The 24,099-nt window shown below is 58.8% G+C and carries 23 protein-coding genes; 13 read left to right on the top strand and 10 right to left on the bottom strand.

Annotated elements, in window-relative coordinates; all coding sequences use genetic code 11:
- Positions 1-201: 201 nt before the first annotated feature.
- Both I6L40_RS20245 and ompA read left to right on the top strand, forming a co-directional pair.
- The gene (locus I6L40_RS20245) at positions 202-1,224 is read left to right on the top strand and encodes an SGNH/GDSL hydrolase family protein (RefSeq protein ID WP_071912603.1); all 1,023 of its coding nucleotides are present in this window, start codon (positions 202-204) and stop codon (positions 1,222-1,224) included.
- 254 nt (positions 1,225-1,478) lie between these two features.
- Positions 1,479-2,522, top strand: coding sequence for a porin OmpA (ompA, locus tag I6L40_RS20240; protein WP_043849686.1), 1,044 nt, complete (start codon positions 1,479-1,481; stop codon positions 2,520-2,522).
- Between the two features lie 117 nt (positions 2,523-2,639).
- Here ompA and I6L40_RS20235 read toward each other — a convergent pair whose 3' ends face one another.
- Positions 2,640-3,662 (bottom strand): GGDEF domain-containing protein, encoded by a 1,023-nt coding sequence (locus tag I6L40_RS20235; RefSeq protein WP_043849687.1) that lies wholly within the window; start codon positions 3,660-3,662, stop codon positions 2,640-2,642.
- Positions 3,663-3,796: 134 nt separating this feature from the next.
- Between I6L40_RS20235 and rnr the strand changes: the two genes are divergently transcribed.
- The 5 genes from rnr to I6L40_RS20210 all read left to right on the top strand — a co-directional run bounded on the left by rnr (position 3,797) and on the right by I6L40_RS20210 (position 9,318).
- Positions 3,797-6,196, top strand: a complete 2,400-nt coding sequence (gene rnr / locus I6L40_RS20230) for a ribonuclease R (RefSeq protein ID WP_041209218.1) — start codon at positions 3,797-3,799, stop codon at positions 6,194-6,196.
- The gene (gene rlmB / locus I6L40_RS20225; protein ID WP_071912605.1) at positions 6,193-6,942 is read left to right on the top strand and encodes a 23S rRNA (guanosine(2251)-2'-O)-methyltransferase RlmB; all 750 of its coding nucleotides are present in this window, start codon (positions 6,193-6,195) and stop codon (positions 6,940-6,942) included. The genes rnr and rlmB overlap by 4 nt, the downstream gene beginning before the upstream one ends.
- A 2-nt stretch (positions 6,943-6,944) precedes the next feature.
- Positions 6,945-7,508, top strand: coding sequence for a Crp/Fnr family transcriptional regulator (locus tag I6L40_RS20220; protein WP_216994775.1), 564 nt, complete (start codon positions 6,945-6,947; stop codon positions 7,506-7,508).
- A 95-nt stretch (positions 7,509-7,603) separates the two neighbouring features.
- On the top strand, positions 7,604-8,773 hold the full coding sequence (locus tag I6L40_RS20215) for a lysozyme inhibitor LprI family protein (RefSeq protein ID WP_143241764.1): 1,170 nt from the start codon (positions 7,604-7,606) through the stop codon (positions 8,771-8,773).
- Between the two features lie 89 nt (positions 8,774-8,862).
- Positions 8,863-9,318: a GNAT family N-acetyltransferase gene (locus tag I6L40_RS20210; protein WP_071912609.1), complete on the top strand. Its 456-nt coding sequence runs from the start codon at positions 8,863-8,865 to the stop codon at positions 9,316-9,318.
- Positions 9,319-9,604: 286 nt separating this feature from the next.
- Here the strand turns inward: I6L40_RS20210 and srmB are convergent, their stop codons facing one another.
- Entirely contained in the window at positions 9,605-10,831 is a 1,227-nt protein-coding gene (gene srmB / locus I6L40_RS20205) for an ATP-dependent RNA helicase SrmB (protein WP_071912611.1), read from the bottom strand.
- A 118-nt stretch (positions 10,832-10,949) separates the two neighbouring features.
- Between srmB and I6L40_RS20200 the strand changes: the two genes are divergently transcribed.
- The 3 genes from I6L40_RS20200 to brnQ (I6L40_RS20190) all read left to right on the top strand — a co-directional run bounded on the left by I6L40_RS20200 (position 10,950) and on the right by brnQ (I6L40_RS20190) (position 14,813).
- On the top strand, positions 10,950-11,660 hold the full coding sequence (locus I6L40_RS20200; protein WP_071912613.1) for a tRNA1(Val) (adenine(37)-N6)-methyltransferase: 711 nt from the start codon (positions 10,950-10,952) through the stop codon (positions 11,658-11,660).
- A 235-nt stretch (positions 11,661-11,895) separates the two neighbouring features.
- On the top strand, positions 11,896-13,158 hold the full coding sequence (brnQ, locus tag I6L40_RS20195; protein WP_242526765.1) for a branched-chain amino acid transport system II carrier protein: 1,263 nt from the start codon (positions 11,896-11,898) through the stop codon (positions 13,156-13,158).
- Between the two features lie 377 nt (positions 13,159-13,535).
- Positions 13,536-14,813: a branched-chain amino acid transport system II carrier protein gene (gene brnQ, locus I6L40_RS20190; protein ID WP_254204112.1), complete on the top strand. Its 1,278-nt coding sequence runs from the start codon at positions 13,536-13,538 to the stop codon at positions 14,811-14,813.
- Between the two features lie 78 nt (positions 14,814-14,891).
- Here the strand turns inward: brnQ (I6L40_RS20190) and I6L40_RS20185 are convergent, their stop codons facing one another.
- From I6L40_RS20185 to zur, 3 genes are read right to left on the bottom strand one after another with little or no spacing between them, the layout of a single operon-like run.
- Complete coding sequence (locus tag I6L40_RS20185) at positions 14,892-15,122, bottom strand: hypothetical protein (RefSeq protein WP_041209212.1); 231 nt, start codon at positions 15,120-15,122, stop codon at positions 14,892-14,894.
- A 5-nt stretch (positions 15,123-15,127) separates the two neighbouring features.
- Positions 15,128-15,589 carry a chemotaxis protein CheX gene (locus I6L40_RS20180; protein WP_033115052.1) on the bottom strand — a complete coding sequence of 154 codons (462 nt, stop codon included), beginning with the start codon at positions 15,587-15,589 and terminating at the stop codon, positions 15,128-15,130.
- Positions 15,579-16,037 carry a zinc uptake transcriptional repressor Zur gene (gene zur, locus I6L40_RS20175; RefSeq protein WP_041209211.1) on the bottom strand — a complete coding sequence of 153 codons (459 nt, stop codon included), beginning with the start codon at positions 16,035-16,037 and terminating at the stop codon, positions 15,579-15,581. The genes I6L40_RS20180 and zur overlap by 11 nt, the downstream gene beginning before the upstream one ends.
- Positions 16,038-16,174: 137 nt before the next feature.
- Between zur and dusA the strand changes: the two genes are divergently transcribed.
- The gene (gene dusA / locus I6L40_RS20170) at positions 16,175-17,161 is read left to right on the top strand and encodes a tRNA dihydrouridine(20/20a) synthase DusA (protein WP_071912619.1); all 987 of its coding nucleotides are present in this window, start codon (positions 16,175-16,177) and stop codon (positions 17,159-17,161) included.
- A 63-nt stretch (positions 17,162-17,224) separates the two neighbouring features.
- On the opposite strand, the gene I6L40_RS20165 is transcribed toward dusA, so the two are convergent.
- From I6L40_RS20165 to I6L40_RS20155, 3 genes are all read right to left on the bottom strand, one after another.
- Positions 17,225-18,784 (bottom strand): PAS domain-containing methyl-accepting chemotaxis protein, encoded by a 1,560-nt coding sequence (locus I6L40_RS20165; RefSeq protein WP_071912621.1) that lies wholly within the window; start codon positions 18,782-18,784, stop codon positions 17,225-17,227.
- A gap of 137 nt (positions 18,785-18,921) precedes the next feature.
- Entirely contained in the window at positions 18,922-19,221 is a 300-nt protein-coding gene (locus I6L40_RS20160) for a hypothetical protein (protein ID WP_071912623.1), read from the bottom strand.
- A gap of 132 nt (positions 19,222-19,353) precedes the next feature.
- A complete protein-coding gene (locus I6L40_RS20155; protein WP_071912625.1) occupies positions 19,354-20,958 on the bottom strand; it encodes an ABC transporter substrate-binding protein in 1,605 nt (534 codons plus the stop codon).
- Positions 20,959-21,141: 183 nt separating this feature from the next.
- Here I6L40_RS20155 and I6L40_RS20150 point away from each other — a divergent pair, with 183 nt between their 5' ends.
- Positions 21,142-21,864, top strand: a complete 723-nt coding sequence (locus tag I6L40_RS20150; RefSeq protein ID WP_071912627.1) for a ParB-like protein — start codon at positions 21,142-21,144, stop codon at positions 21,862-21,864.
- Between the two features lie 61 nt (positions 21,865-21,925).
- On the opposite strand, the gene I6L40_RS20145 is transcribed toward I6L40_RS20150, so the two are convergent.
- The gene (locus tag I6L40_RS20145) at positions 21,926-22,603 is read right to left on the bottom strand and encodes a CatB-related O-acetyltransferase (protein WP_071912629.1); all 678 of its coding nucleotides are present in this window, start codon (positions 22,601-22,603) and stop codon (positions 21,926-21,928) included.
- A 286-nt stretch (positions 22,604-22,889) separates the two neighbouring features.
- On the opposite strand from I6L40_RS20145, the gene I6L40_RS20140 reads away from it, so the two are divergent.
- Positions 22,890-23,318, top strand: a complete 429-nt coding sequence (locus tag I6L40_RS20140; RefSeq protein ID WP_033115108.1) for a DUF2753 family protein — start codon at positions 22,890-22,892, stop codon at positions 23,316-23,318.
- 12 nt (positions 23,319-23,330) lie between these two features.
- On the opposite strand, the gene I6L40_RS20135 is transcribed toward I6L40_RS20140, so the two are convergent.
- Positions 23,331-24,080, bottom strand: coding sequence for an enoyl-CoA hydratase-related protein (locus I6L40_RS20135; protein ID WP_071912631.1), 750 nt, complete (start codon positions 24,078-24,080; stop codon positions 23,331-23,333).
- Positions 24,081-24,099 lie beyond the last annotated feature (19 nt).

Below are 24,099 nucleotides of genomic sequence, written 5' to 3'. Positions count from 1 at the left end.
ATGGGTTGAAAATGGAATAAGAGATCGCCTGTTTTGTGAGCGCAATCGATTCTATTGTGCGAAAGAGTAGGTGAAGGTTTAGCCAGCTCGTTAATCTGTCGTCTTGATCAGGCGTCAGTGGAGATCTGCTTCTTCCCAAAGAGATCTCCGTTCGAGGAAAGCGAGCAAGGGTAACCCTTGCCGAACAATGAGAATAACAATATGAAAAAGTGGCTTGTTTGTTTATTGGGGTTGATGGCATTGACCGTTCAGGCGGTCGAGCGTCCTGCCTTTTCCCGTATCGTGATGTTTGGCGATAGCCTCTCCGATACCGGAAAAATGTACCAGAAGATGAAAGGGTATCTCCCCTCCAGTCCTCCCTATTTCAAGGGGCGTTTCAGTAATGGGCCAGTCTGGCTGGAATTGTTGCAACAAGAGCATTTCCCGGGGCTTAAGCTGGCCAACGAGGCTGAAGGCGGTGCCACTGCGGTGGCCTATAACCACCTCGGCCCCCTGAATGGCTGGCTTGGCTTCTGGTCCTGGGATCCCAAGTATCAGGTGATCAATAACCTGGAGTACGAGATCAAACAGTTCCTGAAAAAAGACAAGTTCCGCCCCGATGATCTGGTGGTGATTTGGGTGGGAGCCAACGATTATCTGGCCTATGGCTGGAACAAGGAGAAGGATGCAGATCGGGTGGTAGCCACCATTCAGGCGGCAGCGAATAATCTGGTTTTAAATGGCGCCAAGCAGATACTTCTGTTCAACATTCCTGATCTGGGGCAGACCCCGTCGGCTCACAGCATGAAGGTGGTCGACAAGGTGCGCCATGTAGCCAAATACCATAACCAGCGTTTGCAGGCGCTCACCAACGAGCTTGCCCCTCTTGGCATCGTGAAGCTGTTCGAAGTCGACAAGCAGTTTGACGAGATGGTGCGCGACCCGCAGCAGTTTGGGCTCAGTGATATCGAACATGCCTGCTACGGCGGTGGCTATGTCTGGAAGCCCTTTGCCAAGATGCCAAAAGCGGCGGCGCTGACGCTGCCGGAGCAGCTTGCCATTGCGAGCAACCCGATCCTGGCGCAGGCTGTGGTCAGCCCCGAGTTGATGCGGGCGGCCATGACAGCCAATTGCGAGGGCAACATGTTCTGGGATCAGGTGCACCCGACTCGTACCGTGCATAAAGTTCTGGGTCAGCGTGTGGCCGATTTTATCGAGAAGAACTACGAGTTCATCCGTCAGTAACAACCCTTCCGGGCCGGCGACAGGCTGGCCCGTTTCCCCGCAGAATGATGCATTCATCCCTTTCTTGGTTAAATAACAGACATTTGTTGCTGTTTTTGTGGTGTCATTGAGTTAAAGTGTTATTTGTTAATTGATATCAGGTACTTGAAAATAGGCTAACGTTGATATGCTGCGATCGTGTTTGTGCGGTTGCGCCTATAAGACGAGGTGATATCAATCAACCTCCTCCTACATAAAGTTGCAGAGGCTAAGACATGAAAAAATCATTGATTACCTTACTGGTTACCGGTTTGCTCGCTGCCAACGCACAGGCGGCCGGTCAGGACAATACCTGGTATGGCGGTGCCAAACTGGGCTGGTCCAACTTCTATGGCATTGATGAAAGCAACGCTTTTACTCTTGGCAATGAGACCAATGATTCCCTGGGGGCCGGTGTGTTTGGCGGCTATCAGGTTAACAAGAATCTGGGTGTTGAGCTGGGTTACGACTATCTGGGCAAGTACAAGTTTGATGCCGTAGAGAAATCAACCGGCACTGCATTTAACGACTCCGTGAAGGCACAACTGGCGCAACTGACCCTGAAGTTGGGCTTCCCGGTGACCGAGAGCCTGGACCTCTACGGTCGTGTAGGTGGTGGCTATGGCTGGGCTGACAACAGTGGTGAGGGAAGCGACAGCCGCTTTGTTGTCGTAGGTGCGCTGGGTGCTGAATATGCCTTCAATCGCGACTGGGCTGCTCGCCTCGAGTATCAATACTCCACTCCGTATGGCAGCCGTGACGACACCGGCCTGCGTATGGACAACGGCCTGCTCTCGCTGGGCGCTGTCTATCGCTTCGGTCAGGTTGCTCCTGTGGTTGCCGCACCGGCTCCTGCGCCGGCACCCGCTCCCGAGCCTGTTATTGTCGAGAAGCAGTTCACCCTGAGCTCCGACGTGCTGTTTGACTTCAACAAGGCAACGCTGAAGCCGAAAGCCAGCGAGGCTCTGGACAACCTCTACAGCCAGATTGAGTCTGCGCGTCCGAAGGATGGCGTCGCCACCGTGATCGGTTACACCGACCGCATTGGCTCTGACTCCTACAACCAGAAGCTCTCCGAGCAGCGTGCCCAGACCGTTGCCAACTATCTGGTTGGTAAAGGGATCCCGGCCAGCAAGGTCAATGTGGAAGGGCGTGGCAAGGCTTCCCCGGTTACCGGCGACAGCTGCGTCAGCAAGTCCAAGCGCGAGCTGATCGTCTGCCTGGCTCCGGATCGCCGTGTCGAAGTGAAAGTGGAAGGGGTCACAGAGGCCCAGCAGTAATCATCTGACTGGTGCCGTCATGGTTCCACCCCGGCGGCATTGGTAAGAGATGAAGAAAAGCCAGTCAGTGATCTGACTGGCTTTTCTATTGGGGACGATCCGGCAATTTGACGGCTCTCAGGAGGGGAGTGGCATGACCCGGTTACGGCCAAGCTCTTTGGCCTTGTAGAGCAGCTTGTCGGTTCGTTCGACCAGACAGTCGGCACTCTCCTGACCGTTGAACTCGCCCACGCCGAACGAGGCGGTGATGTGATCGATGCGTCGGCCCGATTTGCGATCCAGAATCGACATCCGCTCGATGGCGCGGCGCATGCTCTCTGCCATCTGCCTGGTCAGTGCCAGATTGCGATGGGGCACCAGCATGGCGAACTCTTCGCCCCCCAGCCGATAGGCGGTCACTCCCTCCTTGCAGGCATCGCGCAGCCGTTTGCTGAAAGCGCGCAGCACCTGATCGCCAAGCAGGTGACCATATTCGTCGTTGAAGTTCTTGAAGCGGTCGATGTCGGCAAGGATCAGCGAGAAGGGCTGCTGGCTGCGGATCAGGCTATCCAGTTCAAGGTCAAAGGCGCGCCGGTTGAGCAGGCTGGTGAGGGCATCCTCGTTGGCCAGTTTGCGGGTCTCGTTGAGCGCCGCCCGCAGCTCCTTGATCTCTTTTTCGGCATTGCTGAGCTGGTTGCGAAAGTGCATGGTGGACATGCGTACATCCCGCGATTCGCGCACCAAATCCCGCAGGATCCCCATGGTGTCTTCCAGACTGAAGCCTTCGTCGTCTATACGGCTCAGCTTGTCGAAGCTCTTGTCGAGCATCTCCTGAAACATGCCGGTATCCGAGATGGCGTCCTGCATGGAGTGGCCCAGCTCGTTGGCCATGGCGGCGAGGTTGAGCTTCATCGCCTCCATTTGCTTCTCGTCCTGAGCCGCCAGATATTGGTGGTAGAGGCGCTCGCAGGTGGTAAGAGAGCAGGTGCCCTGTAGCTTGACCGCCTGATCGATCGCCTGATTGAGCTCGGGCATGCTGGCCGCAACGTAGTTGTACCAGAGGTGATAGTTATCCGGCGTCGTGGGGATCTGGTACTTGATCATCAGGGGGACTGCCTGCTTGAGATAGGCGGCAGATTGGGCAAATGTGTCCTTACTCATGAGTTCTGTGTCTCATCATGCCAGCGAACTGAAGATAGTATGACAGAGAGATTGGCCAAAAGGCAGCCGATGGATGCCATTCGCCCCCCCCTCCGATATAATGGCACCGTTACCACCTACCCTAAGGCCTGCTTATGTCTCAAAAAGATCCTTTCCTCGAACGCGAGGCCGAAAAATACGAGAATCCCATCGCCAGTCGCGAGATGATCCTCGACCTCATCAAGGGCCACGAAAAACCCATGTCACGGGAAGAGCTGGCCAAGGTTCTCAAGCTGACCGATGAAGAGCCACTGGAAGCCCTGCGTCGCCGTCTGCGTGCCATGGAGCGCGATGGACAGCTGGTCTTCACGCGCAACCAGTGTTATGCCCTGCCGGATCGCCTGAATCTGGTGAAAGGCTACGTACTCGGCCACAAGGATGGCTTCGGTTTCCTGCGTCCCGAGGGTGGTGGCCCGGATCTGTTCCTCAACAACCGCGAAATGCAGCGTCTGATGCACGGCGACTATGCGCTGGTGCAGCCGACTGAAATCGACCGCAAGGGGCGCCAGGAGGCGCGTCTGGTGCGTCTGCTCAAATCCCGCGAAGCGGATATCGTCGGCCGTTACTTCGTCGAAAACGGCGTTGGTTTCGTGGTGCCTGATGACAGCCGCATCGGTCAGGACATCATCATCCCGGAAGGGGAGAATAAAGGGGCTCGCCAGAGCCAGGTCGTGGTCGTGCGCATCAACCAGCGCGCCACTGCCCGCTTCAACGCGGTCGGTACCGTGCTGGAGGTGCTGGGTGAAAACATGGCGCCCGGCATGGAGATCGAAATCGCCCTGCGTACCCACGGCATTCCGCACACCTGGCCGGAAGAGGTGACCAAAGAGGTTGCCGGTCTCGGCGAGCAGGTGCCGGAGAAGGCCAAAGAGGGCCGTATCGACCTGCGTGCCCTGCCGCTGGTCACCATCGACGGGGAAGATGCCCGCGACTTCGATGACGCCGTCTTCTGTGAAGCCAAACGCGGTGGCGGCTGGCGCCTGTGGGTTGCCATTGCCGACGTATCCGCCTATGTGAAGCCGGGCACAGCCCTCGACACCGAAGCCTATCAGCGCGGCAACTCGGTCTACTTCCCCGAGTTCGTGGTGCCCATGCTGCCGGAGGTGCTCTCCAACGGTCTCTGTTCCCTGAACCCGCAGGTTGACCGCCTCTGTATGGTGTGCGAGATGACCATCTCCGCCTCTGGCCGCATGTCCGGCTACAAGTTCTACGAAGCGGTGATGAACTCCCACGCTCGTCTCACCTACACCAAGGTGGCGGCGATCCTCGACGGGGATCCCAAGCTGCGTCAGCAGTATGACCCGCTGGTGGGCCATATCGAGGAGCTCAACAACCTCTACAAGGCGCTCAAACAGGCTCGTCATCAGCGCGGCGCGGTGGAGTTCGAGAGCGAGGAGACCCGCTTCATCTTCAATGCCCAGCGCAAGATCGACCGCATCGTGCCGCTGGTGCGCAACGACGCCCACAAGATCATCGAAGAGTGCATGATCCAGGCGAACGTGGCTGCCGCCCGCTACATCGAGAAGAACGAAGCTGCCGCCCTGTTCCGGGTGCACGACCGTCCGGGTGAAGAGCGTCTGACCGGTTTCCGTGACTTCCTGGCCGAACTGGGTCTGGAGCTCAAGGGCGGTCTTGAGCCCGAGCCGAAGGATTTCGCCGAGCTGGCTGCCAAGTTTGAAGGGCGGCCCGATGCGGAGCTGCTCTCCACCATGCTGCTGCGCTCCATGCGTCAGGCCATCTATCAGGCCGACAACATCGGTCACTTCGGTCTGGCTCTGAAGTCCTATGCCCACTTCACCTCGCCGATCCGTCGTTACCCCGACCTCATCCTGCACCGCGCGATCAAGTATCAGACCGCCAAGGAGCAGCAGGCCAACCTGCGCCACAAGTGGACCCCGAGCGGTGGTTACCACTACCAGCTGGAAGAAGTGGACCCGATGGGCGAGCACTGCTCCATGACCGAGCGTCGTGCCGACGATGCCACTCGCGATGTGGCCGACTGGCTCAAGTGCGAGTACATGCTGGATCACGTGGGTGACGAGTTTGACGGCGTCATCGCCAGCGTCACCGGCTTTGGCTTCTTCGTGCGTCTGGCCGAGATCCACATCGACGGTCTGGTGCACGTCAGCACCCTCACCAACGACTACTACCAGTTCGACCCGCTGCATCAGCAGCTGATCGGCGAGAACTTCCGCCGCCGCTACCGTCTGGGCGACAAGGTGCGGGTCAAGGTGATGGGCGTCAATCTGGACGATCGCAAGATCGACTTCGTGATGGTGGAAGAGCCCCTCAAGATCACCGGCAAGAACGCCAAGCAGGCTGTTCGCAAGATGGCCGAGATCAAGAAGGAGAAGGCCAAGAGCGCCGAGCGCCACGAAAAGCGCAAAGAGAAAGATGGCAAGGAGAGCGGCAAACCCGCCAAGGGTGGCCGTGCCAAACCCAGCAACAGACGACCGGGCAAAAAAGCTCGCGATAAGGCCAAGAGCACTAAATGAGTACTGAACTGATCTACGGCATTCACGCTGTATCCGCGCTGCTGGAGCGCACTCCCGAGCGCTTCATCGAAGTGTGGGCCCTCAAGGGGCGGGATGACGACCGGCTGCAACCCCTGCTGGCCGAGCTGGAATCCCTCGGCTTGCGCGTGCAGAGTGTGAACCGCAAGACCCTTGATGACAAAGCGGAAGGCAACAATCACCAGGGTATCATGGCCCGGGTGAAAGAGGCGCCGAAGCTGGCCGAGCACGATCTGGCCAGCCTGCTGGACGAGTTGGCGGCACAACAGAGCCAGCCCTTCCTGCTGGTGCTGGATGGCGTGACCGATCCGCACAATCTCGGCGCCTGCCTGCGCAGCGCCGATGCTGCCGGGGCTCATGCTGTCATCGTGCCGCGGGACAAGGCCACCGGCCTGACCCCAATCGTGCGCAAGGTTGCCTGTGGCGCCGCCGAAGTGGTGCCGCTCATTCAGGTCACCAACCTGGCCCGCACCCTGCGCGAATTGCAGGAGCGCGGCGTCTGGATCGTCGGCACCGCTGGCGAGGCCGACCACGACCTCTATCAGGCCAAACTGACCGGCCCGATGGCGTTGGTGATGGGCGCCGAAGGCAAGGGCATGCGTCGCCTGACCCGCGAGCACTGCGACGAGCTGGTGAGCATCCCGATGGCGGGGGCGGTATCCAGCCTCAACGTCTCGGTGGCAGCCGGCGTCTGCCTGTTTGAAGCCGTGCGTCAGCGCCGCGGTTAATCATGCTGACTGACAGACCCCCCTTCGATTGGGCGCAGGTCGCAGATAAAGAGGAGGCCGCGCGCCTCCTCTCTTTTGCCCGCCCGCTGGCCCTCAGCCCGAAAAGCTGCCTCTGGCATGCTGGCGACAGCCCGGATCTGCTGGTCAGGGTGGAGCAGGGGCTGCTGCGGGCCAAGCTGGTGCTGGAGGATGGCCGCGAGTACATCAAGGAGTTCTACTGGGAGGGGGACGAGTTTCTCGACTTTCACCACCTGCTCAGTGGCGAGCCTGCCCGCTACAGCGTGGAGGCGCTGGAGCCCTGCCGTCTGCAGCTGTTCACTCTGGCCGACTTGCGTCAGCTGCCCGGCTGGCCGCGCTGGTACCAGCACCTGCTGGAGGTGCAGCTGCGCATCAAGGAGGAGAAGGAGCAGTTGCTGCTGACCGGCAGCCCGCAGGCGCGCTATCAGCACTTTCTCGACAGCTTTCCCGCGCTCGATGCCAGAGTGCCCGACCACCAGATCGCCGCCTATCTCGGTATCACTCCCATCAGTCTTAGTCGCATTCGCAAAAGGTTGCGTTTCGTTTAATAAAGGCTGAGGTTCATAGTCTTACGTTAGTGTTGTTCTCATTTGAGTTCAAAATTGCCATGTGTAGTATTTTCAACAGAATGCGGAATTTACCCATGAGATGGTCATTAACTGTGGGTCAGTTAGTTTTAATGCTTTTTGGCACTGTTTCGGCGGCTTACTCTGCTTCATTTGACTGCTCAGTTGCTGGCACAGTAATAGAGCGAGAAATTTGTCATAACCAGGGACTTGGTGTTCTGGATGAACAACTTGCTGAATCATATCGGGATCTGCTCAAAAGAGCTCCGTTAGCTAAACGGAGTGTGCTGCGCACTGAACAGCGACAGTGGTTGAAACAGCGTAATAGCTGTAGTGAACAGTCATCAGTGCTGGTGCATTGTCTGAAAAATAGTATGACTGAACGGCTCAAAGCGCTTGATGAGCGTCTGTCACTTCAAGAGCAAGAGTTTGCCAAGGTTGTGAGTTCAATTCCTGGCAACCCTGCTGTCGCCGCGACCAAATTAAAGGACTACAGCACAGCAGAAGCATCAGCTTGGTTGGTCTATCTCAATCAGTTTGAGCCAACTAGCAAGGTGAGTGATGAACTGGCTCAAGCCCGCTATGAACAAGCGTTGGCTAATTTCAGCGACAAATCTGTCGCTCTTATGGCATCAGACAATGGTTACGATGCGGCTGCCACAAAGGCTAAGGCTGCGCTCATTCTGCTACGTTTAGCCCTCGAAGATGCCTCCAGAAATGAATCACAGATGCACTGTTTTATTTTTAAGCGGGTCGGTTGGCCTGCGTATGAGGCATTTGGCGGGTTCTGGGGTTCCAGTCGTGACAGTCAAGTGCCCTATTGCACAGTGCCGAAGAATTTGTTCAATCAACCCGCATGGAAACGGCTGTGGCAGACACTGGAGGTCCAGATGGGGCGAGTGTCCCCGAATTTTGGCACGATCGTGCATGGATACTATGCCAGTTGGACGATCAATGAGTTGCACGTCAATATTGCTCCGCAGGATTTTATGGCAATAGATCAGAAGTTCATGTCAACCCAACCAGTCGAGCCGCGCCTCAGCAACTGGGATGAGAAATCTTGGCCGGCCATAGAACGTGACGCTGTGATTAAGGCTCTTCCTACTGTTCGCCAGATCACCAAGATGTGGTTGCAGGATGAGAAGGGAATGCAGGCATCGGCTGCCACAATTGCTGCGAACAATATTGTTGCAATTTGGATGAACCAGAGACTTGATCTCATCGAAGAGTTTTCTGGGGCTGAATAACTCGTTACAGGCACTGAACTTAACAAAGGTTAATGCAGGGCGCTGGCGCCACGATTATGCTGGCAGGCCGAACTGATAAGGAGTTGCCGATGAACTGGATCCTGAAACCCTGGTCTGAACTGACCACTGACGAGTTGTATGAGTTGCTGGCGCTGCGGGCCGAGGTGTTCGTGGTGGAGCAGACCTGTCCCTTTCAGGATCTGGACGGGCTCGATCGCCGCGAGGGTGTCTGGCACCTGCTCGGCTATCAGGGCGAGCTGCTGGCCGCCTATGCGCGGATCATGGCGCCCGGCATCGGCGACGAGCGCGGCGCCGCCATCGGTCGGGTGGTGACCTCACCCAGGGCGCGTGGCGGTGGTCTCGGTCACCAGCTGATCGGCGAGGCGGTCAAGGCGTGCGAGGCGCGCTGGCCGACTCACAGCATCTGGCTGGGGGCGCAGGCCCATCTGCAGGGCTTCTATGGCCAGCACGGTTTTGTGGCCGAGGGGGAGGGATATGTCGAGGACGATATCCCCCATATCGGCATGCGCAAGACGGTAGCCTGACAGACTGGCAGCATTCAGAGGTGATTCGTTACCCAGATCGGGCGATGGCCTGGCAGGGCGTCTGACGGGCAAATTGATGCCCTGATGATCGGATGAGGTTCACTATAAGTTTTGGTTAGGTCATTTCCCTAAAACCCATAAATTAAATTTATAGTGAGCCGTTCTGGCTGCAAATAGCCCTGCTACGGCTGTGGCGAGCCCTAAGTAACACGGCTCCGATTGGCCAGATGTACAGAATGCAGAAGGGCCATCCCGCGGGATGGCCCTTCTCTTTATCGCCAGGCGATCACTTCTTCTTTTTCTTCTTGGCCGCTTTCTTCTTGCCATCGACCGGCTTTTTCTTCTTCACCGGTACCCGCGCCTCTTTATGTTTGGGGCGCAGCTCGTCGATCACCCGGCGCTTGAGGCGCTCTTCGGTGTAGCGCTCGATCTTGGCGACCATCGCCATGTCGTGGGCTTCCACCAGGCTGATGGCACAGCCGCGGTTGCCGGCGCGGCCGGTACGGCCGATCCGGTGGACGTAGACATCGGCGCCGTAGGGCATGTCGTAGTTGATGACATGGCTGACGTTCGGCAGGTCGATGCCGCGGGCAGCGACGTCGGTGGCGATCAGGAAGGGCACTTCACCTTCGTGGAACTTGCGGATCGACTCGATACGCTTGCTCTGCTCCATCTCGCCGCGGATCCAGGCGCAGGAGATGCCTGCCGCCTGCAGCTGGCCGGAGAGCTCCGCCAGACGCTCGCGGGTCTTGACGAAGATGATCGCCTTCTGGGTTTCCGGGTTTTTCAGAATGTGGGTCAGCAGCGCCAGCTTGTGGGCGGCGTCATCGGCCAGATGGATCCACTGGGTGATGGGACGACGCTCGCTGCGCGGCGGCTCGGCGTGCAGCTCCACCGGATCTTTGAGGATTTCGCTGGCGAACTTCTCAAGGCCAGCCCCTTCCAGGGTGGCGGAGAAGAGCATGGTGTGCTTGCGGTAGCGCGCCTCAGCCACGATGCGGTTCACATCCTTGATGAAGCCCATGTCCAGCATGCGATCCGCTTCGTCCAGCACCAGCACCTCGATGTCGTGGCTCTCGAACTCCTCTTTCTCGATGTACTCGAGCAGACGGCCCGGGGTGGCGACCACGATGTCGGTGGTTTTGGTCAGGGCAGGCAGCTGCTCTTCATGGCTGACGCCGCCGATGATGGTCTCGATGCTGAGGTTGGTGTGGGCCGCCAGCGCCTTGGCGTGGGCAGTCACCTGCAGCGCCAGTTCGCGGGTCGGGGTCAGGATCAGCATGCGGCAGGGGCCCGGCTTGCGACGCGGGAAGTCCAGCAGGTGCTGAAGCGCCGGCAGCAGGAAAGAGGCGGTCTTGCCGGTACCGGTCGGAGCGGATGCCAGAATATCGCGGCCGTCCAGGGCTGGCTCCAGTACCATCTGCTGGATGGTAGTGGGGCGGGTGAATCCCATCTCGGCCAAAGCCCGGTTGAGGGCAGGGTGCAGGTCGAAATCATCAAAGGACTGGCTCATGGCAATACTCGGTCATTAAGGAAACGGCAGATTATAGGCGATTATCTCGTCGGCTCCTATGGCGAGTGTGGCTTAGTCGCTATAATCGCCAACCATTTTTTCAGATGACGGGGGCCAGATGGGACGTAGTCGCGGTTTTACCTTCAAACAGTTCCATATCAATCACGATCGCTGCGCCATGAAGGTGGGCACCGACGGCATCCTGCTCGGTGCCTGGGCCCCGGTCGAACAGGCGCGCCGGGTGCTCGATATCGGCTCCGGTAGCGGCCTCATCGCCCTGATGCTGGCCCAGCGCAGCAGATCTGACTGCCAGATCGACGGGGTGGAGCTGGATAGTGATGCAGTGATCCAGGCCAGAGAGAACGTCGCCGCCTCCCCCTGGGCCGATCGCGTGGCCATCATCGAAAGCGCGGTGCAGGGGTATCAGGCCGCCCCTTACGATCTGATTGTCTCCAATCCCCCTTACTTCGTGGCAGGCCAGTCATTTAGCGACCCGGCGCGGGCGATGGCCCGCCATACCGGCGCCCTCGACAGCCATGCCCTGCTGGCTGCCTGCGACCGACTGCTGGCCCCGAATGGCGAAGTGGCACTGGTGCTGCCGACGGCCATGGCTGATGAAATTTTATGCATCTCGGCGGATTATGATCTGCATGGCATTTGTTATACAGCTGTTATCACCAGAGAGGGTAAAGAGGCAAATCGTGTTTTATTGCGACTTGGCAGAGGATTAAACAGGTGTGAAAGGGGGGATATTGTGATCCATTCTGCTGATGGAGCCTATTCCGACAGATATATCCAACTGACCAGCCCCTTCTATTTGAAGATGTAAATTTCGTCTTGAACTATTTTTTCATGCCATTATGCTGGTTCCAGATCGAGCACCCGCTCCAGACCAGCCAAAACCACTGGTCGCGATGAAAAATCAAGCGGGGCTCTTTTTTTTACCCATATGAACAAACTGGTCAATGACCGATAAAAACTATAACAAGCAATAATTTACAAGACAGACGAGGTTGAACTTGAAGAAATCACTCACGTTGTCCGACGTACTCGGATTGGGGTTCATGACCTTCGCCTTCTACCTGGGCGCCGGTAACATCATCTTCCCGCCGCTCGCTGGTTACATGGCTGGCGAACACCTCTCTCTGGCGATGCTGGGTTTTCTGGTTACCGCTGTGGGCCTGCCGCTCATCACCATCATTGCCGTCGCCAAGGCCGGTAACGGCTGGGCCGGCATGACCAAGTTGCTGCCTGCGGGCGTGGCCACAGCGCTGGCGGTTGCCATCTATATCATCATCGGCCCGGCCTTTGCGGCTCCCCGTACCGGTCTGGTGGCCTACGAGATGGGCCTCAAGCCTTTTATCGGTGATATGGGTCAGGCGGGTTTGGCTGCCTACACAGTGCTCTTCTTCGGGGTGGCCGTGCTGGTCTCCATGAACCAGGGCAAGCTGATGGATGCCATCGGCAAATACCTGACGCCGGTACTGATGTTGCTGCTGCTGACCCTCGCGATCGGCGTATTCGTGGCGCCGCAGGGCACCATGCCTGAATCTGCCGGTGACTATCAGAACAGCCCGTTTGTGAAAGGGATCCTGGAAGGCTACAACACCATGGATACCCTGGCTTCCCTGATGTTCGGTGCCCTGATCGTCGACCTGCTGCGCCAGAAAGGGATCCATGACTACCAGAGCCAGTTCAAGTATCTGGCCATTGCCGGCCTGATCTCGGCCATTGGTCTCTCCGTGGTCTACATCTCGCTGTTCGAGCTGGGCAACACTGCCGCAGGCGTAGCGACCGATGTCAGCAATGGTGGCGCCATCGTCAACGCCTATGTGCTGAGCCTGTTTGGTCAGCCGGGTCAGTTCATTCTGGCAGCCATCATTACTCTGGCTTGCTTCACCACCGCTGTGGGTCTGATCTCCGCCTGCTCCGACTTCTTCCACAATCTGACCGGCATGGCTTACAAAAAGCTGGTCGTGCTGCTGGGCGTTATCTGCGCCGTGGTGGCCAACGTGGGTCTGAGCCAGCTCATCAGCCTCTCCATTCCGGTGCTGGTTGCCATCTACCCTGTTGCCGTGGCGCTGGTGCTGGTCACCTTCCTGAAGGGTTACTTCGGTCGCCCGCGTCTGGTGTTCCGCGCCGTGCTGGTGGTGGCCTTCCTGTTCGGCTGCCTGGATGGTCTGGGTGCTGCCGGCATGAAGATGGATGCGTTTGCCTTCCTGCCGCTGTTTGACAAGGGCCTTGCCTGGTTGATGCCGACCCTGCTGGCTTGCGTGGTAGGGATGGTGGTTCGCCCGGCCGAGAAGCTGGCCGCCGAAGCTGCCTGATAGCTTCCCTCTCTGACAAAAGAGCCTGCCTTGTGCAGGCTCTTTTGTTTGTTGATTCCTGCACTGCTGCCGGATGCTTGCCAGCTTCCTTTCTCTCTCCCGCGCTTCACCTCCTGCCCCACCGTGGTCATTCAGCGATTAATTCTGGCCAAGCAAATTGTTTCAAGATATTAATGTGTGATTGAGATCAAATATCTCTTCTTTATGCTCAGGATGGCGCTCCTCATCCGATTGTCGGGGAGAGCGGGAAGCGAGCATATGGTTGTCAGGTTATCTGCCAGGCAGTGGGTGTAATCAACAAGAACAAGCTGATAAGGCAGATGAGGTTGGGTTTGACGAAATCATTGAAGTTGTCCGACGTATTCGGATTGGGGTTTATGACGTTCGCCTTCTATCTGGGGGCAGGCAATATCATTTTTCCGCCGCTGGCCGGCTTTATGGCCGGTGAGCATCTGGTCGCCGCCATGTGCGGTTTTCTGCTGACGGCGGTGGGGCTGCCGCTGATCACCCTGATTGCGGTGGCCAAGGGTAGCTCCGGACGTGGTGCCGGCGGCTGGACCGAGCTGACCCGCTATCTGCCGGCAGGCGTTGCCACTGCGCTGGCTATCGCCATCTACATCATCATGGGGCCTGCGTTCGCCATTCCCCGCACCGGTCTGGTCGCCTACGAGATGGGGCTCAAGCCGTGGCTCGGCGATGCCGGCCATGGGGGGCTGCTGCTCTATACCCTGAGCTTCTTTGCGCTGGTGATCCTGGTGGCGCTCGATCGCGGCAAGCTGCTCGATGCGGTCGGCAAGTACCTGACGCCGGCCCTGATGGTGATGCTGCTCATTCTGGCGGTCGGGGTCTTTGTGGCGCCGCAGGGCACCATGCCCGATGCCAGCGGTGAGTACATAGACGCAGCCCTGACCAAGGGGATGCTGGAGGGGTACAACACCATGGATACCCTGGCCTCCCTGATGTTCGGTGCCCTGATCATCGGCTTGCTGCGCCAGAAGGGGATTGAGGATTATCGCAGCCAGTTCAAATATCTGACCATCGCGGGGTTGATCTCGGCGGTCGGGTTGTCGGCGGTGTATGTCTCGCTCTTTCATCTGGGCAACAGCGCTGAAGGGGTGGCGAGCGATATCAGCAATGGCGGCACCATTGTCAATGCCTATGTGCTGAGCCTGTTTGGTCAGCCGGGTCAGTTCATTCTGGCGGCGATTATCACGTTGGCCTGCTTTACCAGCGCGGTCGGCCTGCTCTGTGCCGGTGCCGACTACTTCCATGGTCTGACCGGCTGGGCCTATCGTAGCTGGGTCATGCTGCTGGGGGCGCTCTGTGCGCTGGTGGCCAATGTGGGGTTGAGCGAGCTGATCGGCCTCTCCATCCCGGTGCTGGTGGCCATCTATCCGGTCGCCATCGCGCTGGTGCTGGTCACCTTCCTCAAGGGCTATTTTGGTCGCCCCCGTCTGGCGTTCCGCTGCGTGCTGGCGGTGGCCTTCCTGTTTGGCTGTCTCGATGGGCTGGGAGCTGCCGGCATGAAGATGGATGGGTTTGCCTTCCTGCCGCTGTTTGATAAGGGGCTCGCCTGGCTGATGCCAACCCTGCTGGCTTGTGTGCTTGGCATGCTGGTGCGGCCGGTCGGCGATCTGGCTGCCGAGGCAGCGTAAGCAGGTGATTTACCTGTTCGCATAACAAAAGAGGCCAGCTGATGCTGGCCTCTTTGTATTGGTCTTCGAGCTGACGAACTAGATGCGCGGGCCTTCCGGCTTGGGTTTGCCATCCAGACCATACCAGTGGGTCTGAACGCGCCCGGCATGCCATTCGAAGGTGCCCCACGGCGCTTTGGCTTGCCAGCGGGGGAAGTTGATGACTACCCGATTGTCTTCGTATTTGTAGAGGGAGGTGCTGATCTGGATATCAGAGAGGATCAGCAGCAACGCCCAGCAGATAAAGAACCATTTCAAGGCAGTCCACATCGTGACTACTCGAAGCAGATTTCGATGGTGGCACGACCAAAATCAGATTCGAAAGGCATCATGATCTTGGTGCCATCGGCGCGGTGAGTGATGGTGTGGTTAGGGCCGGAGACGATAACCGGAGTGGCCATGTCAAACTCGTAGCCCTTCTCGCCCAGCATCCGCTTGGCACCACCGGTCACCATGTTGGTGATTTCACCGACCATGTCGGTCACCTCTTCATTGATGGTGGCAGGAGCTTCCCCCAGCATGCGGCGCATGATCTCCAGCGCCAGCCCTTTTTCAAAGCTGATGGAGAGGGAGCCACGGGTCTGCGGGCCAACCATACCGATCAGGCCGGAGACATCGCCACGAGCCAGCTCGTCCATCTTGCGTTTTGGTTTGCCCGGTTTGAGTTCCAGTTGTGCCATGGTAGAGAGCACATTGAGCAGAGAGAGCAGGAACGGATTTACAAAATCAGCCTTCATGATGACTTCCTACAGTGGGCGTACAGCGAGCACATTGGCCATGTGCCTCTATCGTCTTATTGGTAATAGTAAAACCATGCAGATGGGCCTGCTCGGAAAACGCGCTATCGATCGCCGTGTCGTGCAGCTCGACCACCTCGCCGCAGTCATCGCAGATGAGCAGCTGCATCGGGTGAGCGTGATCGAAGTGGCAGCAGAAGATAAATGCGTTCAGCGATTCCACCTTGTGGGCAAAGCCCTGTTCGAGCAGAAAATCGAGTGCCCGGTATACGGTTGGCGGTTTGGCGTTGGCTTCCGTTTGCTGCAGTTGAGCCAACAAATCATAGGCGCTGATGGCATTGCCATGTGCCGCCAGCAGGCGAAATACCTGACGTCGGGTCGGGGTGAAGCGGATCCCTCGCTGTACACAGAGTCGCTCGGCTCGTTGTAAAAGTTGGTCTTGATTCATGATCGCGCAATTGCCCTTTCTATTAGCTGGATACTATCACAGGGCCTCGCATGGCGCGGCGACAAAATTCATTTTCTGGGGCTGCTTCACGTTGTGATAAAATCCGCCCCTTTCTTTAGCCAACCCGGATGATTTTTATGCAGGCGCAGCGTTTTTCCATCGCCCCCATGCTGGACTGGACCGATCGGCATTGCCGTTATTTTCATCGACTGATGAGCCGCCAGACCTTGCTCTATACCGAAATGGTGACCACTGGCGCCATCATCCACGGCAAGGGTGATTATCTGGGTTACAGCGAGCAGGAGCACCCCATCTCCCTGCAGCTGGGTGGCAGCAATCCGGCCGACCTGGCGCGCTGTGCCAAGCTGGCTGAGGAGCGTGGCTATGACGAGGTGAACATCAATGTCGGCTGCCCCTCCGATCGGGTGCAGAATGGCCGCTTTGGTGCCTGCCTGATGGGTGAACCGGCGCTGGTGGCTGATTGCGTCAAGGCGATGCGCGATGTGGTCGATATTCCGGTGACGGTGAAGACCCGTATCGGCATCGACGATCAGGACTCCTACGAATTTCTGCAAGCCTTTATCGAACAGGTGCGCGATGCCGGTTGCGACACCTTCATCGTCCATGCCCGCAAGGCCTGGCTGAGCGGCTTGAGCCCCAAGGAGAACCGCGAGATCCCGCCGCTCGATTACCCTCGGGTCTATCGGGTCAAGCAGGATTACCCGGATCTCACCATCGCCCTCAACGGCGGTGTCACCTCCATGGAGCAGACCCTTGAGCACCTGCAACACGTGGACGGCGTCATGATGGGGCGCGAAGCCTATCAGAACCCCTACATTCTGGCGCAGGTAGACAACCTGGTGTTCGGCCAGAATAACGCCGTGCCGAGCCGCCATGAAGTGGTACGGATGATGCTGCCCTATATCGAGCAGGAGCTGGCCAAGGGCAACTACCTCTCCCACATGACCCGCCATATGTTGGGGTTGTTCCAGAATATGCAGGGGGCGCGCGCCTGGCGTCGTCACCTGAGCGAAAACGCCTGCAAGCCGGGGGCTGATATTCAGGTGGTGCTAGATGCCATGGCGAAGGTGCCGGAGTTTGCTGCCAGCGAGCAGGACGAATAACTCTCCTGTCAGGCAAAGCGAAAAAAGCGCGTCTTGTGACGCGCTTTTTTGATCGCTGTCGCTTCAATATCTGAACTGGTTGATCAGCCGCGAGAGATCCTGCAGCCGTTCTACCAGCAGGGTGATGCCATCGAGCGCCTGCCTGCTGTTGTCGGCGGTGTGGCTGGCCAGCTGGTGGATCTGGTGCACCCCTTCATCGAGCGTTGCTGTCACATCGGCTTGCTGACTTACCGACTGGGCGATCTCGTCGCTGGTGCGGGTCACCTGTCCCAGCATCCGGTTGATCTGGGTGAGCACGTCGGCGGTGGTGCCGGCATGCTGCTGGCAGCGCTCCGAGGTTTGCGCTCCTTGCGTCATCCCGTCTGACAACTGACGGGTGGTCTGTTGCAGCGCCTGGATCATTCCGTGGATCTCGCTGGTTGAGGCACGGGTCTTCTGGGCCAGCGCCCGCACTTCATCCGCAACTACCGCAAACCCGCGGCCCTGTTCGCCCGCCCGGGCTGCCTCGATGGCTGCATTGAGGGCGAGCAGGTTGGTCTGGTCGGCGATTTGGCTGATCACCTCCAGAATGCCGCTGATCTTCTGGCTGTCGCTGGTGAGCTGGGCCAGCACCGCGTGGTTGGCATCGAGCTCATGATGGAGTTGGTTGACGGCGGAGCGGGTGGTCGCCAGCGCTTGCAGCCCTTCGGCGGAGACCTGCTGTACCTCGGTGACCAGATTGCTCGCCTCATGGGCACTGTGGGCCACATCACGAATGGAGTGGCTCAGCTCGGTGATGGCGGTGGCCAGCTGCTCGCTGCGGGCACGCTGTTGCTGCAGGTGAGTATCGATGGTCTGGATATTGCCCCTGTCATCTTCGGCAGCTTGCAGGATCTGCTGGTTGGTGTCGGCGCTGCGCCCGACTACGGCCTTGAGCTCTGCCTGCTTCATCCGCAGCGCCAGTTCGACGGCAGCCAGGGTATCGCGCCGCCGGGTATAGAGCACCTGACAGAGGCGGGTTCCCTTGTCTTGATCGGCAAGGGTGAGCAGATGCGTCAGCCGCTGTTGCAAGCGCCAACCGTGGATTGCTTGTGTCAGTAGCAGCAGGGCAGTGGGCAGCAGCCAGAGCAGGTTGTCGGTAGTAAACGCAATAAGGGTGGTGAGGAATGCAGAAACGGAGAGCCAAAGGGTCAGCTGGCCCGGTTCAATATGAAACCGGCTCAGCCAGGGAAGCGCCTTGCCGCTGCGCAGCAGGCCATAGAGCTGCTCGGCCCAGGCCACATCGCTGGCGGCGGGTTTGGTGCGTACCGACTGGTACTCGACGATCTCCTTCTGGGCATTGAGGATCGGGGTGACGTAAGCGTTTACCCAATAGAACTGACCGCTTTTGGCGCGGTTCTTGACCAGCCCCATCCAGCTTTTGCCCTGTCGCAGCCGCTGCCACATGTCGGCGAAAGCCGCCTTGGGCATGTCGGGGTGACGTACAAGATTGTGGGGCACCCCTTCCATCTCGGCAGCACCATACCCAGCCACATCACAGAAGTGCTGGTTGGCATAGGTGATATGGCTGGCGGGATCCGTGGTCGAGATGAGTGCAATGTTGTCGGGGAAGTGTATCTCCCCCTCCTGATGGAGTTTGGTCATGTGTCGTCCCTGAAAAAGCCAACTAACTGATAAATATGTTTTTTATTATTGTTTTCAGCTAGTCATTCTAAGGCGCTTCAGGGAGCCGAACTTGGCTTGGGTCAATTAATCAACACTATGAATTGATGAAGTGAGGGTCAGCTGGCTGGAGCAAAATCGTGAATTTCACCACTCCTCGGGGTGAGGCGAGGATCGCCGTCGTTATAGCTGCTCACTAGCTGCATGGTCTGGCAGAAACTGCCTGCTTTGTCGTACTCCTGCCGGGCAAGGTCGATAGCCCGCTCGGCCCGTCGCCGCGCCATCTTGTCCGCCTTGCGATCGCTGAACTGCTGTTGCTGATGCAGCATCCAGTCGACAAAGGCTTGCTGGCAGTGAGATTCACTCTCGGCCAGGGCTGGCAGTGTCCAGAGCAGGGAGAGCAGTAACAGGTAACGCATGATAAATGGCGATCGACAACGACTGATGGAATCGGAAAGCGGGCATTCTATGCGGCGATATCGGGTGTGAACAGTATCAATAAGAGGGCCGCCCGCAGGCGGCCCTCTTGTGCTTCAGCGCTCTATATCAGCTCAGTGTTTGACGATATAGAGCTGGCGGCTGTAGGCCACATCTTCCGGGTTGTTGATGGGGTAGCCCTTGAGCCAGGGCTTGATGAGCCGGGCATTGGTGTACTGATAGATGGGGGCGATGGGCGCCTGCTGTTCGAGGATGCTCTCCGCCTGATCGAACAGCCGGCTGCGGGCGCCGCTGTCACGGGTTTGCGCCGCCTTGTCCAGCAACTGGTCATAGCTTGCATCGGCAAAGCCGGTCATGTTGCCGCTGTGGTGAGAGCCCCACAGACCGAGGAAGGCTGAGGGGTCGTTGTAGTCGGCCACCCAGGAGGAGCGGATCACCTCGAACTGGCCGCTCTGGCGGCTGTCGAGATAGGTTTTCCACTCCTGATTGGTCAGCTCTACCTGAGCGCCCAGCTTCTGCTTCCACATGTTGGCGATGGCGAGCGCCAGCTTCTTGTGTACTTCGGCGGTGTTGTAGAGCAGCGAGAGCTTGAGCGGTTTGTCCGGGCCGTAGCCAGCCTCCTTGAGCAGCGCCTGTGCCTTGCTGTCCAGCTCCTGCTGGCTGCTGCTCGAGAGCAGGTTGGCCTTGGGCTCGAAGCTGGCGGTGACATCCGGGGTGAAGTGGTAGGCCGGTTTCTCGCCGGTGCCGAGCACCTTGTCGGCAATCAGGGCGCGATCGATGGTGTAGGAGAGCGCTTTGCGCACCCGCACGTCGTTCAACGGCGGCTGACGGGTATTGAAGGCATAGTAGTAGGTACCAAGCTGCATGGGGGTGTAGACCTCACCCGGGATCTCTTTCATCAGCTTGTCGTACTGCTCTTTGGGGAAGGATTCGGTGATCTGCAGATCCCCCGCCAGATAGCGGTTGGTGGCGGTGGTCTCCTGATTGATCGGCATGAAGATGACCTTGGTCAGCACAGTGTGGGCCTTGTCCCAGTAGTGGGGATTGGGCACCAGCTCCAGCTTCTCGTTGACCACCCGACTGCTCAGCACGAAGGCGCCGTTGCCGACCAGCTTGCCGGGCTGGGTCCACTTGTTGCCAAACTTCTCGATGCTGGCCTGATGCAGTGGCGACAGGCTGGGGTGGGTGAGCAGGCTCAGGAAATAGGGAACTGGTTGGGAGAGGTTGATCTGCAGGGTGTGGTCATCGATCGCCTTGACACCCAGCTCGCTGGCAGGCAATTTGCCAGCCATGATCTCGTCCACCTTGTCGAAGCGGGCAAGTTGGGCAAACCAGGCGAAAGTGGCCGCCTCTTTCGGGTCGACCAGCTTGCGCCAGCTATAGACGAAGTCGCCAGCCTTGACCGGATCGCCGTTGGACCAGCGGGCATCCGGGCGCAGGTGGAAGGTGAAAAACTGGTTGTCCTTGTTCTCCCAGCGCAAGGCAACGGCGGGGACGGGTTTGCCATCCGGCCCCTGGGTCAGCAGCCCCTCGAACAGATCCCGCAGCACCTGCAATTCGGGCAAGCCGACCAGCTTGAGCGGACTGAGACTGGCAGGTTCATCTTTCAGGTGGCGAACCACCACCTGTGTGGCGGCCAGTTCGGTTCCGGCGGGAATATCGGCAGCCTGGACTGCGGCACAGCCCAAGAGGGCCAGCAAGGGGCTCCATCCTTTCATGGGTCGGATCCTTCAAATTGTGTGAAGCGGGGAGAAAACTCGGCGAGAAAATGTCGCCGACAGACGGGAAATCATGATATCCCGTTTACTGGTCTGACCGCCAGCATTCGGCTCTCATCTGTCGCCGGGGCGGCGCCGCGTTGTCGCGTGTCCGGGATTGAATGTGACTAGGAGTAGCAAACGATGAAAGCATGGTTATTGCCGGGCTGTTTCCTGATGGTCGGGGCGCTCAGCCAGAGTGCCTGGGCGTTGACTCCGTGCCAGAGCGACACGGCGGTGGGCAGCTGGTGCGAGGCGGGGATCGAGACCCTGCACCCGACCCAGGGCGGGGTGGGGCAGCTGCAGGTGGATGAAACCCAGGCGACGCTGGCGGACATGAATCCGAAGCAGCTCGACAAGCTGATGAAAAAGAAAGAGATCCCTGTGGTGATTGCACCGGATGGCGGCTATTGGCTGGTGGACCGACACCACCTGACCAAGGCGCTCTGGCAGCAAGGGGTCAAGCAGGTGCGGGTCAAGGTGATCGGTCGCTTGCAGGATAAAGACAACTTCTGGAGCCAGATGCAGAACAACCACTGGGCCTGGCTCAAGGATGAGAAGGGGTTACCCCTCACGCCGGAGCAGCTGCCGACCAGCATCGACAAGCTGCCCGACTACCCCTATCGCACTCTGGCGGGGTTGCTGCAGGATGCGGGTTACTTCAGCAAGCAGGATCAGGTCTACTTTGTCGAGTTCGCCTGGGCCAGCTGGCTCGGCAAGCAGATGCAGTGGATGCCGATAGACAGCGCCAATCTGGCGGCCCGGCTGCAGCAGGCCAAACGGCTCGCCTGTGGTAGCGATGCCAAAGATCTGCCCGGTTATCCCGGCCGGCAGTGCAGCCTCAACCAGTCGAAAACGGCGAGCTGATAGCCAGACAACGAGAGAGGGCGACCCGTGGGTCGCCCTCTTTGTTATGCCTGTCTGCGCGTTATGGTGTCGCATCTGGCGCAGAAGCTTGGCTCTGCCAAGTGGCAGCCGCCTGTTCCAGTAGCGCCACCTCGCCCTGCTGGATCAGTGGCAACAGGGCATTGACCTGTTCGTTCGGCCAATCCCACCAGGCGAGGGCCTGCAGCCGGGCTATCTCGCTCTCGGTGAAGCGCATCCGCACTATGGCCGCTGGCGTACCGGCCACCATGGCGTAGGGCGGCACATCTTTGGTGACCAGCGCCCGGGCGGCGATGATGGCGCCATCGCCGATGGTGACGCCGGGCATGATCATCGCCTCCATGCCGATCCAGACATCGTTGCCGATGCGGGTATCGCCAGCAGGGCGGTAACTGCGCTTGAGCGCCTCCAGATCAGCAAACGGATAGGTGCTGATGAAGGCGGTATTGTGGGTGTGGTTGCCGCCCATGATGATCTTCACCCCGGCGGCGATCTGCACGTAGTCACCGATATGGAGCTGGTCGATATGCCAGAGCGGCTCCCAGCCGGTATCGGGATGGCGGCTGAAGCTGTCGCCATAGAGGTAACGCACCACCTCCTGTTCGAAGGGGCCATCCCAGGCGCCCGAGTAGTAGCTGTGTTGCCCCTTGAGGCGGATGTTGGGGTTGCTGACCGTCAGATGCAGATATTCGACCTGTGACCAGTGCTGGCAGGTTTTCATCCTGGTACTCCTTTGCTGAATGGATTTGATTGGTTGTGCTTGATGGAGCGCAGCTAATAGATCCAGACCAGCATGCGGGGCACGCAGAGCAGGGAGCAGCCCAGCATTTGGGGCAGACGGGGTCGCATTCGGGGTAAGCCCTGATATGGGAAATCGGCGCGATCATAAGGGTAATGATGGCGATTTGCCAACCTGCAGCGGAGATCCTGCACTAACCATCAGGTTGATATTTATTCTCAATTAGCCATCATTAACCTCCCGGTTGAGCAGGTGGGGAGAGAACGAAATGACACCAGAGAGTTGGCAGCGTTACATGCTGGAGGCGGAGCGGTCGTGGCAGTCCGGTTCGCTGGGGGCCGCCGTCTGCTTCTATCAGCAGGCGCTGGGGGATGTCTACGAGATGAGCGAGGTTGAGCTTGCCGAGCTGGCCAGCATGCGGGTCGCTACCTGCCACCGGCTGGCCGATTTCTGGCGGGCGATGGATGAGCCCGCCTACGAGTTGCGTTATCTCAAGCTTGCCTCCGAGCTGGTGACGGCGCTGGTACCGCAGTGCCCCAACCGGGAGTGCGAGGCGCTGATCAGCGAGCTGGGCTGCTGCCGCGGCGCCCTGCTCGCCTTCTTGAAGCGCCACCCCAACCCCGAAATAGCCAAACTGATCCAGTTGCAGGACAAGGTACAGGGCTGTGAACTGATCGGCCGTTTTCGTCTCAACTGACAGGCGTCGATCTCAGCTGCGGCGTTTGAGCTTTTGAGCGATGCGCTGCTGCGCCTCTTCCCCTTGCAGCGCCTGGGCGAAGGCGCGTGCCTCCAGATCGATGACGAAGTGGACCGCCTGTTTGAGCTCCTGTTTCATAAGCGCTTTGCTCTTTTGCACCGCCCTGGGCGCCTTGGTTGCCAGCTTGAGCCCCTGCTCGCGGGCAAAGGGGAGCAGGGCATCGGCAGCCACCACCTTGTTGGCGAGCCCGAGCCGCAGTGCCTCGTTGGCATCGATCGCCTCGGCCAGCAGCAACAGCTCCGCTGCCTTGAAGTGACCCACCATGCGCGGCAGCAGCAGGCTGGAGGCGAACTCCGGCACCAGCCCCAGCTCGACGAAGGGGAGTTGCAGGCGGGCGTTATCCGCCAGATAGACCAGATCGCAGTGGAGCAGGATGGTGGTGCCGATCCCCACCGCCGGGCCGCCGACCGCCGCAATCACCGGCTTGGGAAAGTCAGCCAGGGTGTGGAGGAACTGCAGGATGGGGTCATCGGGTTCCAGCGAGCTCTTGCCGACGAAATCGGCCAGATCATTGCCCGCGGTAAAGCAGTCGCTCTGACCCTGCAGCAGCAGGGCGTGTACCTCCTCATCGTTTGCCGCCTGTTGCAGGGCGCTCACCAACTGCTGATAGAGGGCGGTATTGAGGGCATTGCGCTTGTCGGGGCGGTTGAGCGTCAGGGTGAGCAAGCCATCCTGCTGCTCGGCGACGAGAATGGGGGCCATGTCTAAATCCTTGTTATTG

Origin of the sequence: Aeromonas sp. FDAARGOS 1410, assembly GCF_019048745.1 — a bacterium.
In the GTDB taxonomy this organism is placed as follows: Bacteria; Pseudomonadota; Gammaproteobacteria; order Enterobacterales; family Aeromonadaceae; genus Aeromonas; species Aeromonas jandaei.
The sequence above is the reverse complement of the archived record's forward strand: the minus strand, read 5'-3'. Positions and strand labels throughout refer to the sequence as shown.